Origin of the sequence: Novosphingobium sp. UBA1939, from assembly GCF_002336885.1 — a bacterium.
In the GTDB taxonomy this organism is placed as follows: domain Bacteria; phylum Pseudomonadota; class Alphaproteobacteria; order Sphingomonadales; family Sphingomonadaceae; genus Novosphingobium.
In genome coordinates, this window is the sequence record NZ_DDFB01000038.1 from 30,714 (window position 1) to 45,083 (window position 14,370).

18 protein-coding genes are annotated in these 14,370 nt (G+C 67.9%); 12 read left to right on the top strand and 6 right to left on the bottom strand.

What is annotated here, in order from left to right:
- Positions 1-104: 104 nt before the first annotated feature.
- From B3547_RS06325 to B3547_RS06335, 3 genes are all read right to left on the bottom strand, one after another.
- A complete protein-coding gene (locus B3547_RS06325) occupies positions 105-1,394 on the bottom strand; it encodes an acyl-CoA dehydrogenase family protein (protein ID WP_125954517.1) in 1,290 nt (429 codons plus the stop codon).
- 127 nt (positions 1,395-1,521) lie between these two features.
- Positions 1,522-2,889 (bottom strand): MFS transporter, encoded by a 1,368-nt coding sequence (locus tag B3547_RS06330; RefSeq protein WP_292961291.1) that lies wholly within the window; start codon positions 2,887-2,889, stop codon positions 1,522-1,524.
- Between the two features lie 56 nt (positions 2,890-2,945).
- Positions 2,946-3,794, bottom strand: a complete 849-nt coding sequence (locus B3547_RS06335) for an SDR family NAD(P)-dependent oxidoreductase (RefSeq protein ID WP_292961293.1) — start codon at positions 3,792-3,794, stop codon at positions 2,946-2,948.
- A gap of 206 nt (positions 3,795-4,000) precedes the next feature.
- Between B3547_RS06335 and B3547_RS06340 the strand changes: the two genes are divergently transcribed.
- The 3 genes from B3547_RS06340 to B3547_RS06350 all read left to right on the top strand — a co-directional run bounded on the left by B3547_RS06340 (position 4,001) and on the right by B3547_RS06350 (position 7,259).
- The gene (locus B3547_RS06340) at positions 4,001-5,161 is read left to right on the top strand and encodes an acyl-CoA dehydrogenase family protein (RefSeq protein ID WP_292961295.1); all 1,161 of its coding nucleotides are present in this window, start codon (positions 4,001-4,003) and stop codon (positions 5,159-5,161) included.
- Positions 5,162-5,270: 109 nt separating this feature from the next.
- Complete coding sequence (locus B3547_RS06345) at positions 5,271-6,410, top strand: acyl-CoA dehydrogenase family protein (RefSeq protein WP_125954520.1); 1,140 nt, start codon at positions 5,271-5,273, stop codon at positions 6,408-6,410.
- 45 nt (positions 6,411-6,455) lie between these two features.
- Complete coding sequence (locus tag B3547_RS06350; RefSeq protein WP_292961298.1) at positions 6,456-7,259, top strand: SDR family oxidoreductase; 804 nt, start codon at positions 6,456-6,458, stop codon at positions 7,257-7,259.
- Between the two features lie 62 nt (positions 7,260-7,321).
- On the opposite strand, the gene gmk is transcribed toward B3547_RS06350, so the two are convergent.
- Entirely contained in the window at positions 7,322-7,975 is a 654-nt protein-coding gene (gmk, locus tag B3547_RS06355; RefSeq protein WP_125954521.1) for a guanylate kinase, read from the bottom strand.
- 86 nt (positions 7,976-8,061) lie between these two features.
- Here gmk and B3547_RS06360 point away from each other — a divergent pair, with 86 nt between their 5' ends.
- The gene (locus B3547_RS06360; protein ID WP_124810168.1) at positions 8,062-8,439 is read left to right on the top strand and encodes a VOC family protein; all 378 of its coding nucleotides are present in this window, start codon (positions 8,062-8,064) and stop codon (positions 8,437-8,439) included.
- A 22-nt stretch (positions 8,440-8,461) separates the two neighbouring features.
- Here B3547_RS06360 and B3547_RS06365 read toward each other — a convergent pair whose 3' ends face one another.
- Positions 8,462-8,923 (bottom strand): hypothetical protein, encoded by a 462-nt coding sequence (locus B3547_RS06365; RefSeq protein WP_292961302.1) that lies wholly within the window; start codon positions 8,921-8,923, stop codon positions 8,462-8,464.
- A 54-nt stretch (positions 8,924-8,977) separates the two neighbouring features.
- Positions 8,978-9,475, bottom strand: a complete 498-nt coding sequence (locus B3547_RS06370; protein ID WP_124810167.1) for an SspB family protein — start codon at positions 9,473-9,475, stop codon at positions 8,978-8,980.
- A 158-nt stretch (positions 9,476-9,633) separates the two neighbouring features.
- On the opposite strand from B3547_RS06370, the gene hisB reads away from it, so the two are divergent.
- From hisB to B3547_RS06410, 8 genes are all read left to right on the top strand, one after another.
- Positions 9,634-10,236: an imidazoleglycerol-phosphate dehydratase HisB gene (hisB, locus tag B3547_RS06375; protein WP_292961307.1), complete on the top strand. Its 603-nt coding sequence runs from the start codon at positions 9,634-9,636 to the stop codon at positions 10,234-10,236.
- The gene (gene hisH / locus B3547_RS06380; RefSeq protein WP_125954522.1) at positions 10,229-10,864 is read left to right on the top strand and encodes an imidazole glycerol phosphate synthase subunit HisH; all 636 of its coding nucleotides are present in this window, start codon (positions 10,229-10,231) and stop codon (positions 10,862-10,864) included. Before hisB ends, hisH begins: the two co-directional genes overlap by 8 nt.
- Before the next feature lies 1 nt (position 10,865).
- Positions 10,866-11,594, top strand: coding sequence for a 1-(5-phosphoribosyl)-5-[(5-phosphoribosylamino)methylideneamino]imidazole-4-carboxamide isomerase (hisA, locus tag B3547_RS06385; protein ID WP_125954523.1), 729 nt, complete (start codon positions 10,866-10,868; stop codon positions 11,592-11,594).
- A 3-nt stretch (positions 11,595-11,597) separates the two neighbouring features.
- Positions 11,598-12,359 (top strand): imidazole glycerol phosphate synthase subunit HisF, encoded by a 762-nt coding sequence (gene hisF, locus B3547_RS06390; protein WP_292961311.1) that lies wholly within the window; start codon positions 11,598-11,600, stop codon positions 12,357-12,359.
- Between the two features lie 52 nt (positions 12,360-12,411).
- Entirely contained in the window at positions 12,412-12,738 is a 327-nt protein-coding gene (locus B3547_RS06395) for a phosphoribosyl-ATP diphosphatase (protein WP_292961313.1), read from the top strand.
- A gap of 54 nt (positions 12,739-12,792) precedes the next feature.
- Positions 12,793-13,173, top strand: a complete 381-nt coding sequence (locus B3547_RS06400; RefSeq protein ID WP_292961315.1) for a histidine triad nucleotide-binding protein — start codon at positions 12,793-12,795, stop codon at positions 13,171-13,173.
- Positions 13,174-13,293: 120 nt separating this feature from the next.
- Positions 13,294-13,782 carry a YbgC/FadM family acyl-CoA thioesterase gene (locus tag B3547_RS06405; protein ID WP_292961317.1) on the top strand — a complete coding sequence of 163 codons (489 nt, stop codon included), beginning with the start codon at positions 13,294-13,296 and terminating at the stop codon, positions 13,780-13,782.
- Positions 13,779-14,370, top strand: a 592-nt coding sequence (locus B3547_RS06410; RefSeq protein ID WP_292961319.1) for a MotA/TolQ/ExbB proton channel family protein, incomplete at its 3' end; no start/stop codon positions are given. The genes B3547_RS06405 and B3547_RS06410, both read left to right, overlap by 4 nt.

Genomic DNA, 14,370 nt, shown 5'->3' on the forward strand with positions numbered 1-14,370 from the left:
TCCCCATCGGGACGGAGCAGGGTGAGCGTTTGCGGCGGAGCGCCCGACCGGCCCACCCCCACCCCCTCCCGCGTGCGGGAGGGGGGAGTTGGCGCCAGAGAGGCCTAGCGCGCCACGCCCAGATCGCCCGAGCTGAAGCCGCGATCGCCCTGCGGGCCTTCCGCGTGGCGGGCGAACTCGATGCGCGCGATGGCGCGGTTGTGGACTTCGTCGGGCCCGTCCGCCAGCCGCAGCGTGCGCATGTGGGCATAGCTTTCGGCCAGGCCGAAGTCTTCGGACACGCCGCCGCCGCCGTGCGCCTGGATCGCGTCGTCGATGATGCGCAGCGCCATGTTGGGGGCCTGCACCTTGATCATCGCGATTTCCAGCGCGGCCGCCTTGTTGCCCACCTTGTCCATCATGTCCGCCGCCTTCAGGCAGAGCAGGCGGGTCATGTCGATGTCGATGCGGGCCTGCGCGATGCGCTGTTCCCAGATCGAATGTTCGGACACGCGCTTGCCGAAGGCGACGCGCGATTGCAGGCGCTTCGCCATCTTGGCGATGGCTTCTTCCGCCACGCCGATCGTGCGCATGCAGTGGTGGATGCGGCCCGGCCCGAGGCGCCCTTGCGCGATTTCGAACCCGCGCCCTTCGCCCAGCAGGATGTTCGACGCCGGAATGCGCACGTTGTCGAGCCGGATTTCCATGTGGCCGTGCGGCGCGTCGTCATAGCCGAACACCGGCAGGAAGCGCTCGATCGTCACGCCCGGCGCATCCAGCGGCATCAGCACCATCGACTGTTGCTGGTGGCGCTTCGCCTCGAAATCGGTCTTGCCCATGACGATGGCGATCTTGCAGCGCGGATCGCCCGCGCCCGAGGACCACCACTTGCGCCCGTTGATGACGTATTCATCGCCTTCGCGGCGGATCGAGGTTTCGATGTTGGTGGCGTCGGACGAGGCGACCTGCGGTTCGGTCATCAGGAAGGCGGAACGGATTTCGCCGTTCATCAGCGGCTTGAGCCATTCCTCCTTCTGGTCGCGCGTGCCATAGCGGTGCAGCACTTCCATGTTGCCGGTATCGGGCGCGGAGCAGTTGAAGGTTTCGCTGGCCCAGCCCACGCGGCCCATTTCCTCGGCGCAGAGCGCGTATTCGAGGTTGGTGAGGCCGGGGCCTTCGAACGCGAAGCTGTCGTCCACATGGGCGCGGCCCGACTGCGGCGGCATGAACAGGTTCCAGATGCCCTGCGCCTTGGCGCGGGCCTTCTCCTCTTCAAGGACCTGGATCACTTTCCAGCGTTCGCCGCTGTTCTTCTCGGCCTTGAATTCGGCATTGCGCGGGCGGACACGGTCCTCGATGAACTGGCGTACGCGGTCACGCCAATAGACCTGGCGTTCTGTGGGGTCGAAATCCATCTGTCCTCTCCTTGCGTCCGGGAAGAATTCACCGGGCATCGGGCGAATTCAAGCGAAAACTAACTGTGCGGTTAAAGCGGGCCTTGATCCGGAGCAAAACCGGTTCCGGGGGCGTCAGGCCCCAGCGTCAGGGGTGCAGCCCTCCCGCGTCGGGATCGCTGTGCGCCAGCTTGTCGAGCAGGGCGAGCCGCGCTTCGTGGGCGGCGCGATCGATCGGAAACCGGCGCGCGATCAGGGCGGTGGCCACGGCGAGAAGGGCGGTGCAGACGGCATAGGCCAGGCTCAGCCGGTCTATCACCGCCGCGGGCACCGCGTCCGGTCGCGCGTTGGGCTGCAACTGCGCATAGCTGAGCAGCAGCCCGGCGGCGAAGATGCCCAGCCCGGTGGCGCACTTGGACGCGAGGAACGCCCCGGCCGACAGCGTGCCTTCCGACCGGCGCCCGGTCTGTTCCTCCGACGCTTCCACCACGTCGGCCACCATCGACCACAGCGCGATCGACGAGGTTACGGTGAACGTGTTGGCCAGCAGCGTGCACACGAACATCGCCACCAGCGCCGGCGTGCTGCCGTCCGCCGCCCAGAGGTCGCCATAACGCAGCAGCAGCGGGCCGACCCAGAACAGCATGCCCAGCGGCGCGGTGGCCGCCACCGCGCCCGCCTTGCCCCAGCGCCGCTGTGCCGGCCCGGCGAGCAGCGAGGCGCCGATGACGCTGCCGAACAGCACGACCGGAAAGATCTGCAAGGCCGTGGGCGTGAAGCGCCAGACGTAGAGGTACAGGTAGTTCGACAGCGCGAAGGTGATGCCCTGGCTGGTCATGGCGCAGGCGATGCCGGCCATCACCACCAGGCAGGCGGGGTGCGAGAAGCTTTCGCGGATTTCACCCAGCGAACCGAGCAGTCCCTTGCCGGATGAGGCCTGTTGCGGCGGCCAGCCGGCGATGGTGCGGTGGAGGCCGATCGCCGAGCCGAGCACGCAACCCGCCATCAGGATCGCGCCGGCGATGCCGAACGCGCGATAGCCTTCGCGCGCCAGCATCGCGTTGGGCAGGAACACGCCATAGGCCAGCAGCAGCATCAGCAACCCGCCGCCCCAGGCGAACACGAAGCGGAAGCGGGTGAGGCGGGTGCGCTCGTCGTAATCGCGGCTGATTTCCGCCACCAGCGCGGCCGAGGGCACCTCGCAGGCCGCGACCAGCCCGCGCACGAGAATGGCCGAGACCAGCAGCGTCGCGAAGCTGGGCGCGCCGGTGGGCGACCACAGCAGCACCCACGCGATCCCCAGCGGGATCGGGGCAAGGTAGAGGAACGGCAGGCGGCGGCCGAAACGCGTGCGCGTGCGATCGCTGACATGGCCAACCAGCGGATCGACCAGCCCGTCGAAGACCAGCGCGATCAGCAGCGCCAGGCTGACGAGCCGGGCGTCCATGCCCAGCACCTGGTTGTAAAACAGCAGCAGGAAGGTGGAGAAGCCGTTGTCCTTGATCCCGTAGGCCACGCTGCCAAGCCCGGCAAACGCCGCGGTCCGCGTCGGAACGCGGCCTTCTATCGGGATCACGCCGGCTGCCCGGCGTCTGCCATCTGCTGCAGGGCATCGAACATCCCCGGCATCGCGGGATCCCAGCTGTGGCGCGGGCCGATGGTGATGCCGCCATCGACGATCAGCGAGGTGCCGGTGACGAAGCCGGCCGCGTCGCTGGCCAGGAACAGCACGGCGTCCGCGATGTCGTCCGGCTGGCCGCCGCGCGCCACCGGCTGTGCGCTTTGCGACATCATCGCGATCGCGCCCTTGGCCTGCGCTTCCAGTTCGGCCGGCATGTCCAGCGAACGGGTGAAGATGTTGGTGTTGATGAAGCCTGGCTGCACCGCGTTGACGCGGATCTGGTGCTTGGCGAGGTCCGCCGCCGCGCACTTGGTCAGGTGCAGCACCCCGGCCTTGGCGACGGCATAGGCGGTGGGCGAATAGCCCGGCCCGACCGCCGCGACCGAGGAAGTGTTGACGATCGCCGCGTCCTTGCGGCCGACCATGTGCGGGACGGCATAGCGGATGCCGAACGCCACCGATCGCAGCAGCAGGTCCATCGTGCGGTCCCAGCCGGCCGGCTCGATCTCGTCGATCGTGGCGCGATCGCCGCCCGCGCCGGCATTGTTGAACACCACGTCGATTCCGCCGGTTTCGGCGGCAGCGCGGTCCATCAGCGCCTTGATATCCTCGGTCCGGGTCACGTCGCACCGCGCGGTGGCGATGCTGCCGTTGGTGGTCGCCGCCAGCGCGGCTAGGCCCTGTTCGTCGATGTCCGCCGCATAGACGCGCGCGCCTTCCGCGGCGAACTTGAGCGCGGTGGCGCGGCCGATTCCCGAGGCGGCACCCGTTACGACAACGGTCTTTCCTTCGAAGCGCATGGTTCTCTCCCGGCCCGGTCGGGCCTGTGTTCTGGACCGTGTTCCGGTCTGTCTGTTTGGCCGGGAGCTTAGGCGCGAATGGGTCTTCGTCAATGCCTTGGCGCTTGACGCTACGGCATCCTTGCATCGCGCAAACCCTTGGAAATCCGCGCTTGCGCAAGCGCGGCGACTCGCCTTAACCTTGCGATTAAGAGAGGAGCCCGAACATGTCTGATCTCGACAGTTTCCGACAGGAAATCCGTGCGTGGCTGGAAGCCAACTGCCCGCCGGAAATGCGCGAGCCCGTGCGCGACGAAGGGGACATATGCTGGGGCGGGCGGCGCTTCCAGTTCAAGAACGCGGCCCAGAAGACCTGGCTCGAACGCTGCGTGGCCAAGGGCTATACCGTGCCCGATTGGCCCAAGGCCTATGGCGGCGCGGGCCTGTCGCCGGCCGAAGCCAAGATCTGGCGCGAGGAGTGCGCCCGCATCGGCGCCCGGCCGCCGCTGTCGAGCTTCGGCATCTGGATGCTGGGGCCGGCGCTGCTGAAGTTCGGCACCGAGGAGCAGAAGGTTCACTACCTGGGCCAGATCGCGCGTGGCGAAATCCGCTGGTGCCAGGGCTATTCCGAGCCCGGATCGGGCTCCGACCTCGTCTCGCTGCAGACCTTCGGCGAGGATAAGGGCGATCACTGGGTGGTCAACGGCCAGAAGATCTGGACCTCCTATGCCGACAAGGCCGACTGGATCTTCTGCCTCGTCCGCACGGACAAGACCAACAAATACCAGGGCATTTCCTTCCTGCTGTTCGACATGGAGAGCCCCGGCGTCACCACCAAGCCGATCAAGCTGATTTCGGGCAGTTCGCCGTTCTGCGAGACGTTCTTCGACAACGTGAAGGTGCCCAAGGCGCAGATCGTCGGCCAGCTCAACCGCGGCTGGGACGTGGCGAAATACCTGCTGGGCCACGAGCGCGAGATGATCTCCGGCGCGGGCGGCAGCGACCGGCTGACCACGATCGGCGCGGTGATCGCGCGGAACGGGCTGGAAGACCCGATCCTGCGCGCCGAACTGGCGCAGTTCGATGTCGATGCGCTGGCCTATACCGCGATGGGCGAGAAGTTCCTCGACGAGATCAAGGTGGGCAAGGCGCATCCGGCGCAGCCCAACATGATGAAGTATGCCGGGACCGAGCTGAACAAGCGCCGGCACGAATTGCTGATGGCCGCCGGCGGCAGCACCGCGCTGGAATGGGAAAGCGAGGCCACCAGCGGCGGCACGCCCGCGCGATCGTGGCTGCGGACCAAGGCGAACTCGATCGAGGGCGGCACCAGCGAGGTGATGCTCAACGTGATCGCCAAGCGCATCCTGGATCTTCCGGGGGCCTGACGCTTCGATCCCCCCTCCCGCTTGCGGGAGGGNNTGCGGTGATGGAGGGGAGGGAGCAGGCCCACCCCTGACCCCTCCCGCAAGCGGGAGGGGAAACGGAGCAAACGACATGCCGCTCTACCATACCGAAGATCAGGCGATGCTCGCCGAAACCGTGACCGGCTTCATGGCCGACGAAGGCGGGATCAAGCAGCAGCTGCGCCACTGGCGCGACATCAACTGCCCGGACGGGTTCGGCCATGCGCTGTGGAAGCAGTTCGCCGAGCTGGGCCTGACCGGCATCCTCGCCGCCGAAGCCGATGGCGGGCTGGCGATGGGGCATGTCGAGGCGGGCATCGTGCTCACCGAAATCGGCCGAAACCTCACCCCGTCGCCGTTCCTGACCACGGCGGTTATGGGCGTGACCGCGCTGTCCGCCGGATCGGACGAGCTGCGCGGCCGCTGGCTGCCCGGCGTGATCGCGGGCGAGACGGTGCTGGCCGTGGCGATCGACGAAGGCCCCAAGCACCGCCCCGAACGCATCGCCTGCCGCGCCGAGAAGGCGGGCAATGGCTTCCGCCTTTCGGGCCGCAAGGACTTCGTGGTCCACGGCGCCTCGGCCGATGCCCTGATCGTGGCCGCGCGCACCGCGGGCAGCGACGGCGATGCCGATGGTGTCACCCTGTTCGCGGTCCCCAAGGATGCCGCGGGCGTGCGGCATGACGTGGTGCGGCTGGTCGACAGCGCCATGGCCAGCCACGTCACGTTCGACAACGTGGAACTGGATGGCGATTGCGTGATCGGCGAGGTCGATGGCGGGCGCGCGCTGCTGAACCGGGTGCTCGATGCCGGCCGCGTCGGCGCGGCGGCGGAGCAGATCGGCGTCGCTTCCGGCGCGTTCGACATCACCACCGCCTACCTCAAGACGCGCAAGCAGTTCGGCCAGCTGATCGGCGAGTTCCAGGCGCTGCAGCACCGCGCCGCGCATCTCTATTCGGAAATCGAGATTGCCGAGGCCGCCGTGATCAAGGCGCAGCAACTGCTCGATGCCGGCTCGGACAAGGCGGAACTGATGGTGGCCGTGGCCAAGGCCAAGGCGGGCAAGGTCTGCAACCTGGCCGTGCGCGAAGGCGTGCAGATGCACGGCGGCGTGGGCATGACCGACGAGTTCGACATCGGTCTCTACATGAAGCGTGACCGCGCGCTGTCCGAATTCACCGGCGATCCGTTCTACCATGCCGAGCGCGTGGCGAAGCTGAGCGGATATTGACCCTGATTGCCCTTCCCGTGCGGAAGGAAAGCGAAAGGCACTGACATGGATTTCAGCAAGCTGTTCAGCCTTGAAGGCCGCGTGGCGGTGATTACCGGCGGATCGCGCGGGATCGGCCGGATGCTGGCCGAGGGGTTCCTCGCCGCCGGTTGCGCGAAGGTCTACATCACCGCGCGCAAGGCGGCGGTGGTAGAGGAAACCGCGCGCGAACTGGGCGATCGCGTGATCGCGCTGCCGGGCGACATTTCCACGCTCGCCGGGATAGAGGCGCTGGCCGAGGATCTGGCCAGGCTGGAGCCCAAGATCGACATCCTGGTCAACAACGCCGGCGTGGCGTGGGGCGCGGACTTCGAGGACTTCCCCGAAGGCGGCTGGGACAAGGTGATGAACCTCAACGTCAAGACGCCTTTCTTCCTCACGCAGAAGCTGCACGGTCTGCTCAAGGCGGCCGCGTCGGCGGGGCAACCGGCCAAGGTCATCAACATCGCCTCGATCGACGGGATGCGGGTCAACCCGTGGGAAACCTACAGCTACCAGGCGTCCAAGGCGGCGGTGATCCACCTGACCCGCCGCATGGCGGCACGGCTGATCAAGGACAACATCGTCGTCACCTGCATCGCACCCGGCGCCTATCCTTCGGAAATGAACAAGGTGGCGGCGCGCAAGCCGGAGGAATCGGCACGCGGCATCCCTTCGGGGCGGATCGGTGGCGTCGAGGATATCGCCGGCGGCGCGATCTACCTGGCCAGCCGCGCGGGCGACTATGTCGTCGGCACGACGATCCCGATCGATGGTGGCATCGTCAACGCCTGGATCCCGAGCGACTTCGTCGATCCTTCGGGCCATTGAGCCGGCCTTCGGGGCACTGAGGCCGATCGCCGGCAGGTTGCCCGCCTGCCGGCGCGCCCGTTCTATCCCCGCGTCAGTTCGCGGACGAAGCCGATCAGCCCGGTCTGGCGCGCGCGCTTCATGCGTTCGGCGGCGAGGATCTGCTTCACCTTGTCGAAGCAGCTCTGGATGTCATCGTTGACCACGACATAGTCGTAGCCGTCCCAGTGGCTGATTTCGGCCTGCGCGCGGGCCATGCGGCTGGCGATCACTTCGGCGCTGTCGGTGCCGCGCCCGGTCAGGCGGCGGTGCAGCTCGTCCAGGCTGGGCGGCAGGATGAACACGCGCACCACATCGGTTTCCGCCTTCTGGTAAAGCTGCTGCGTGCCCTGCCAGTCGATGTCGAACAGGAAATCGCGCCCTTCCTTCAGGCCCGCGCGGATCTGCGCCTTGGGCGTGCCATAGCTGTTGCCGAAGACATGCGCCCATTCGTAGAACGCGCTTTCCTCCACCATGCGGTCGAATTCCGCCTGGCTGACGAAGTAGTAGTCCTTGCCGTCGACCTCGCCCGGCCGCATCGGGCGGGTGGTGACCGACACCGACATCGCGATCTCGTCGTCCTCGTCCAGCAGCTTGCGCGCGATCGTCGTCTTGCCCGCGCCCGATGGCGATGACAGGATGAACATCAGCCCCCTGCGATGGAGCGTATCCGTGGTATGCGTGGTGCTATCGGCCATGCGTGCTAGTGGCGCATGGACAAGGCGGTGGTCAAGGCCGTGGTCAGGGTCGTTACTGGGCGGCGAGCCGCTGGCGGGAGCAAGGGATGGACATTCAGAGGCTCGATCACGTGCAACTGGCCATGCCACCGGGCGGAGAGGACCGCGCGCGGGCGTTCTACCGCGACGTGCTGGGCATTCGTGAAGTGCCCAAGCCGCCGCATCTGGCGAAGCTGGGCGGCTGCTGGTTCGAACGCGATGCCGTCAAGGTCCACCTCGGCGTCGATCCCGACTTCCGCCCGGTGCATAAAGCCCACGTCGCGTTCATCGTGGCGCATCTTGGCGATCTGGTGCGGAAACTGGAACATGCCGGCTGCTACGTGATCCGCGACGAGGCGTCGCGCGATGGCTACCAGCACGCCTATGTCGACGACCCGTTCGGCAACCGGCTGGAACTGATGGAGCTTTCGGCCCGGCTTCGCTGACGGCTGCAGGCGGACCGCCGGGCTATTCCTTCTCGCCCTTTTTCGCCTTCGCATCCACGGCCGCCTCGCCTTCCGCCTTCGCGGATTTGCCGTGCCGGCGATCGTACAGCGTCTTGGCCAGCAGGCCGCCGCCGACCATGATCGCGCCCGGTACCGACCGGGTGGCCACGCGGGCCAGCGCGGTGCCGATCAGCGTTTCGCCCATGGTGCGGCCGCGGATGATCTTTTTCGCCTTGGCCGTGCCGGTCTTGTTGCCCAGCAGCCCGCGTTCCACCCCGCGCCGCAGCAGCGCGCCTCCGGCGCGCAGCGCGATGTCGGCCAGGATCAGGTTGGTCATGGCGTTGGTGCTGGGGCCGGGAATGCTGGGGCCGGCATTCTTGGTACCGCCGGCGGTGTCATCGCGCGCCGCCTCGGCGACCTTTCCCGCCGCTTTCCGCGCGATACGCGCGGGTTTGATCTTTGCCAGCTTGTCCCTGATCGTCATGCCTTGCCCTTCGGTATTCCCGCCGGGGCCGACATCCTGCGGCAGGCCCCGCCGCTATTTCTTGCGGCCGAAATCCACCGTTACCACGTTGGAACCGTCCTCGTTGCGTTCAACGGCCGGGTGCTCCGCCTGTTCCGGCGAATCGTTCTCGGCGCTTTCGTGCGGTTCGTCGTCGCTGTCGGCGATCGCCTGGAACTGCAGGCCGAAATCCACCGCCGGATCGACGAAGGCGGTGATCGCGCTGAACGGAATATCCAGCATGGCGGGCACCTGGTTGAAGCTGAGCCCCACGCTGAACCGGTCGCTCTCCACCTTCAGATCCCAGAACTTGTTCTGGAGCACGATCGTCATCTCGTCGGGGAAGCGCTCTTTCAGGCGCGCCGGGATCGAGACGCCGGGCGCCTGGGTCTTGAAGGTAATATAGAAATGGTGGTTGCCGGGCAGCGAGCCGCCAGAGGCTTCCACTTCGCCCAGCACGCGGCCGACGACGGCGCGCAGGGCCTCCTGCACGATCTCGTCATAGGGGATCAGGCTGTCGGGCGTATCGTTCATCGTCGCCACAACTGGCCTTGGCCGCCCGCGCGGTCAAGAGGGCATGTCTCCACATGGCCTTGTTGCGCGCAAAGATTGATTCTCGTTCGTACCCGCCTATAGGCGGCGCAGTTGAGTCCGCCTCGGATACGCAGGCCCAGACAGCACAGGACCAAACCATGCAGCAGTCCCGTACCGGATCGGTCGCGCGCAAGACGGCGGAAACCGACATCGCGGTCTCGGTCAACCTCGACGGCACCGGCGCGTACGACGTGTCCACCGGCATCGGCTTCCTCGATCACATGGTCGAACAGTTTTCGCGCCATTCGCTGATCGACGTGACGATGCGCGTGGCGGGCGACCTGCACGTGGACCAGCACCACACCACCGAGGATAGCGCCATCGCGCTGGGCCAGGCGATCACCCAGGCGCTGGGCGACAAGAAGGGCATCGCCCGCTACGGCACCGCCTATTCGCCGATGGACGAGGCGCTGTGTCGCGTCGCGCTCGATATTTCGGGCCGCCCGGTGCTGGTGTGGAAGGCCGCGTTCACCCAGCCGCGCCTGGGCGAGATGGACACCGAGCTGTTCGAGCACTGGTTCCAGTCGGTGAGCCAGGCGGCCGGCATCACCCTGCACATCGAATCGCTCTATGGTTCGAACAACCACCACATCATCGAAGGCATCTACAAGGGCTTCGCCCGCGCCATGCGGCAGGCCGTGGAGATCGATCCGCGCAAGGGCGATGCGGTGCCGTCCACCAAGGGCATCCTCGGTGGCTGAAGTCCTCGCGCTGGTCGATTACGGCGCCGGCAACCTGCGTTCGGTGGCCAACGCGCTGAAGGCGGCGGGGGCGGAAGGCGTCGCGGTGACCGCCGATCCCGACGTGGTGCGGGCGGCGGACCGCATCGTGCTGCCCGGCGTGGGCGCGTTCAAGGCCTGCATCGATGCGCTGGAGGCGGTGCCGGGGCTGGTCGCGGCGATGCGCGAGCGCGTGCTGGTGGGCGGCGCGCCGTTCCTGGGCATCTGCGTGGGGATGCAGCTGCTGGCCGATCGCGGCGTGGAGCACGGCGTGACGCCTGGGCTGGGCTGGATTGGCGGCGAGGTCCGCCTGATCGAGCCGACCGATCCCGCGATCAAGGTGCCGCACATGGGCTGGAACGACGTTGCCCCGGCGCACCATGCCGGCGCGCCGGCGGCGGGCCTGATCGAGCCGGGCGAGGCCTATTTCCTGCATTCGTACCACTTCGTGCCCGAAGCGGGCGCGGACGTGGCGGCGATGACCGACCACGGCGGCGGAATCGTCGCCGCCGTCGCGCGCGAGAACATCCTGGGGGTGCAGTTCCACCCCGAAAAGAGCCAGTCCTACGGGCTGGAGCTGCTGGCCCGTTTTCTGGAATGGAAGCCCTGACATGATCGTCTTTCCCGCCATCGACCTGAAAGCAGGGCAGGTCGTCCGCCTCGCCGAAGGCGATATGGACCGGGCGACCGTCTATGGCGACGACCCGGCGGCCCAGGCGCTGTTGTTCGCCGAAGCGGGTGCGATGCACCTGCATGTCGTCGATCTCGACGGTTCGTTCGCCGGCCGCGCGGAAAACCGCGAGGCGGTGGAAGGCATTCTCGAAGCCTTTCCCGGCCACGTCCAGCTGGGCGGCGGCATCCGCACGCGCGAAGCGGTGGCGGGCTGGTTCGACCTCGGCGTAAGCCGCGTGGTCATGGGCACCGCCGCGCTGAAGGACCCGGAATTCGTCAAGGACATGGCGAAGGAATTTCCCGGCGGCATCGTGGTGGCGGTGGACGCGCGCGACGGCATGGTCGCGACCGAGGGCTGGGCCGACGTGTCCGACGTGTCGGTGGTCGATCTCGCCCGCCGGTTCGAGGACGCGGGCGTCGCCAGCCTGCTGTTCACCGACATCGGCCGCGACGGGCTGCTCAAGGGCGTGAACATCGAGGCCACGGTGGACCTGGCCCGGCGCGTGGACATCCCCGTGATCGCCAGCGGCGGGGTGAAGGGGCTGGACGACATCCATGTCCTGACGCTCCACGCCGAGGACGGGATCGAGGGCGTCATCACCGGCCGCGCGCTCTATGACGGGCGGCTGGACTTGCGCGCCGCGCTGCAGATGGCGGCGAGGGGCTGAACCATGACCGTCCGCGTCCGCGTGATCCCCTGCCTCGATGTCCGCGACGGGCGCGTGGTCAAGGGCGTCAACTTCGTCGACCTGCGCGATGCCGGCGATCCGGTGGAGCAGGCGCGCGCCTATGACAAGGGCGGGGCGGACGAGCTGTGCTTCCTCGACATTTCGGCCAGCCACGAAGGGCGCGGCACGCTGCTCGACGTGGTCGCGCGCACGGCCGAGGTCTGCTTCATGCCGCTGACCGTGGGCGGGGGCGTGCGCAGCGCCGAGGACGCGCGCGCTCTGCTGCTGGCGGGGGCGGACAAGGTCGCGGTCAATTCCGCCGCCGTCGCCCGGCCGGAACTGGTGGCGGACATCGCCCAGCGCTTTGGCGCGCAATGCGTGGTCGGCTCGGTCGATGCGCGGCGGGTGGCGCCGGGGAAGTGGGAAATCTTCACCCACGGCGGCCGCAAGCCGACCGGGATCGACGCGCTGGACCATGCGGTGCGCCTGGCCGACCTGGGCGCGGGCGAACTGCTCGTCACCTCGATGGACGGGGATGGCACCCAGCAGGGCTATGACCTCGAACTGACGCGGACGATCGCCGATGCGGTCAGCGTGCCGGTGGTGGCCAGCGGCGGCGTGGGCGCGCTCGACCACCTCGTCGCCGGGGTGACCGAGGGCCACGCCAGCGCGGTGCTGGCGGCGTCGATCTTCCACTTCGGCACGCATTCCATCGCCGAGGCGCACGCCGCGTTGCGCGCGGCGGGCCTTCCTGCGCGGGCCTGACCGGTATTCGGGCCTCTTGACCCGGAGGCCCGGGCGCTCCATCCCCCGCGCCATGGACCACGCCACCACTCTCGCGCGCCTGGAAGCGACCATCGCGGCGCGGCGCAACGCCGATCCCGCGACCAGCTATGTCGCCAAGCTCCACGCGCGGGGGCTGGGCAAGATCGCGCAGAAGGTGGGCGAGGAAGCGACCGAGACGGTGATCGCCGCGCTTTCGGGCAGCGCCGACGAGCTGACCGGCGAAGCGGCGGACCTGCTGTTCCACCTGCTCGTCCTGCTGGGTGCGCGCGACGTGCCGCTAGACGCCGTGCTGGCGGAACTGGACCGGCGCGAAGGCGTTTCCGGCATCGCCGAAAAGGCCAGCCGGCCAACGGAGTAAGCGACCTCGAAAGACCCGCCGTTCCGACAAGAAACGCCAAGAGGAGAGCCGGCCATGGCCGTTGACGCCACCCTGCCTTACGACGACCAGAACGTGTTCGCGAAGATCCTGCGGGGCGAGATCCCCTCGCGCAAGGTCTATGAGGACGAATGGGCGCTGGCGTTCCACGACATCAACCCGCAGGCGCCGCTGCACATCCTGGTGATCCCCAAGGGCGCCTATGTGAGCTGGGACGATTTCTCGGCCAAGGCGTCTGACGCGGAGATCGGCGGCTTCGTGCGCGCGGTGGGCACGGTGGCGCGCGAGGCGGGGGTGATCGAGCCGGGCTATCGCCTGCTCGCCAACGTCGGGCCGGACAGCCACCAGGAAGTGCCGCACCTGCACGTCCACGTCTTCGCGGGCCGTCCGCTGGGGCCGATGCTGGTGACGCGCTGAGCGAGCGAGGGCGTAGCGGCGGCGTTTTCGGGTTCTGTCCTTCGGTTCGCCTGATGCTTAACAAAGTTCGCCGCACGACCTTGCCCTTCGACTCGTCGCACGGCTAGAAACGGAACGCCCATGCTCCCGCCCGCGCCGCCTTCCGGCCGTTTCGACGGCGCTGTCCATCTTTTCCCGGTCCGCGTCTATTTCGAGGACACGGACCTTTCCGGCGTGGTCTATCATGCCAACTACCTGCGCTGGTTCGAACGCGCCCGGTCCGACATGCTGCGCTGCCTGGGCATCGACCAGCGCGGCGCGCATGACGCGGGCGAGGGCGCCTATGCCGTGACCGACCTGGCGATCCGTTATCTCCGGCCCGCCCGGCTGGACGATGCGGTGCTGGTGCGCAGCCATGTTTCCGAGATTTCCCCCGCGACTTGCCGGATCGTCCAGCGTGCGTTCAGGGAAGACGCGCTCTTGTCCCAGGCGACCGTGCGTGTCGCCTTCGTTGCGCCCACTGGCCGGCCCCGCCGCCAGCCGCGCGCGTGGGTCGATGCGTTCCACACTGTCCTCGTTGCTCCATCCGAAGCGACCTCATCCGAACAGGAAGGCCCGATTTCCGCATGATGCTCGAAGTTCTCGCCAGCGGCGCCGCCGGCGCGCCGACCCAGCTCAATCCGGTGGAGCTTTTCCTTCACGCCGACATCGTGGTGAAGGCGGTGATGGGTGGGCTGGTGCTCGCCAGCGTCTGGGTCTGGACGATCATCGTCGGCTTCCGGATCAAGATGGGCCGCGTCCAGCGCCAGTGCGACAAGTACGAGCGCGAGTTCTGGGACGCGCACGACATTGACGCGTTCCAGAAGGAGAACGGCAAGCGCGATGTGGCCTCCGCCCGTGTCGTCAACGCCGCGCTGGGCGAATGGCGCCGGTCCACCTCGGGCCGCACGATTGACCGCGAGGGCACGCGCCAGCGGCTCAGCCTGGCGCTGGAAGGCGCGGTGACGGCGGAAAGCGACGCGCTGGCCGGGCGGTTGAACTTCCTGGCCACGGTCGGCTCGGTGGCGCCGTTCGTGGGCCTGTTCGGCACCGTGTGGGGCGTGATGGACAGCTTCTTCAACATCGGCGCGCAGCAGAATTCGTCGCTGGCGGTGGTCGCGCCGGGCATTTCCGAAGCGCTGCTGGCCACCGCGATCGGCCTGTTCGCGGCGATTCCGG

Bases quoted from the DNA above. Each gene is read 5' to 3' on its own strand.
- B3547_RS06325 (WP_125954517.1), bottom strand. From the start codon at position 1,394: ATGGATTTCGACCCCACAGAACGCCAGGTCTATTGGCGTGACCGCGTA.
- B3547_RS06335 (WP_292961293.1), bottom strand. From the start codon at position 3,794: ATGCGCTTCGAAGGAAAGACCGTTGTCGTAACGGGTGCCGCCTCGGGA.
- B3547_RS06340 (WP_292961295.1), top strand. From the start codon at position 4,001: ATGTCTGATCTCGACAGTTTCCGACAGGAAATCCGTGCGTGGCTGGAA.
- B3547_RS06345 (WP_125954520.1), top strand. From the start codon at position 5,271: ATGCCGCTCTACCATACCGAAGATCAGGCGATGCTCGCCGAAACCGTG.
- B3547_RS06350 (WP_292961298.1), top strand. From the start codon at position 6,456: ATGGATTTCAGCAAGCTGTTCAGCCTTGAAGGCCGCGTGGCGGTGATT.
- gmk (WP_125954521.1), bottom strand. From the start codon at position 7,975: ATGGCCGATAGCACCACGCATACCACGGATACGCTCCATCGCAGGGGG.
- B3547_RS06360 (WP_124810168.1), top strand. From the start codon at position 8,062: ATGGACATTCAGAGGCTCGATCACGTGCAACTGGCCATGCCACCGGGC.
- B3547_RS06365 (WP_292961302.1), bottom strand. From the start codon at position 8,923: ATGACGATCAGGGACAAGCTGGCAAAGATCAAACCCGCGCGTATCGCG.
- B3547_RS06370 (WP_124810167.1), bottom strand. From the start codon at position 9,475: ATGAACGATACGCCCGACAGCCTGATCCCCTATGACGAGATCGTGCAG.
- hisB (WP_292961307.1), top strand. From the start codon at position 9,634: ATGCAGCAGTCCCGTACCGGATCGGTCGCGCGCAAGACGGCGGAAACC.
- hisA (WP_125954523.1), top strand. From the start codon at position 10,866: ATGATCGTCTTTCCCGCCATCGACCTGAAAGCAGGGCAGGTCGTCCGC.
- hisF (WP_292961311.1), top strand. From the start codon at position 11,598: ATGACCGTCCGCGTCCGCGTGATCCCCTGCCTCGATGTCCGCGACGGG.
- B3547_RS06395 (WP_292961313.1), top strand. From the start codon at position 12,412: ATGGACCACGCCACCACTCTCGCGCGCCTGGAAGCGACCATCGCGGCG.
- B3547_RS06400 (WP_292961315.1), top strand. From the start codon at position 12,793: ATGGCCGTTGACGCCACCCTGCCTTACGACGACCAGAACGTGTTCGCG.
- B3547_RS06405 (WP_292961317.1), top strand. From the start codon at position 13,294: ATGCTCCCGCCCGCGCCGCCTTCCGGCCGTTTCGACGGCGCTGTCCAT.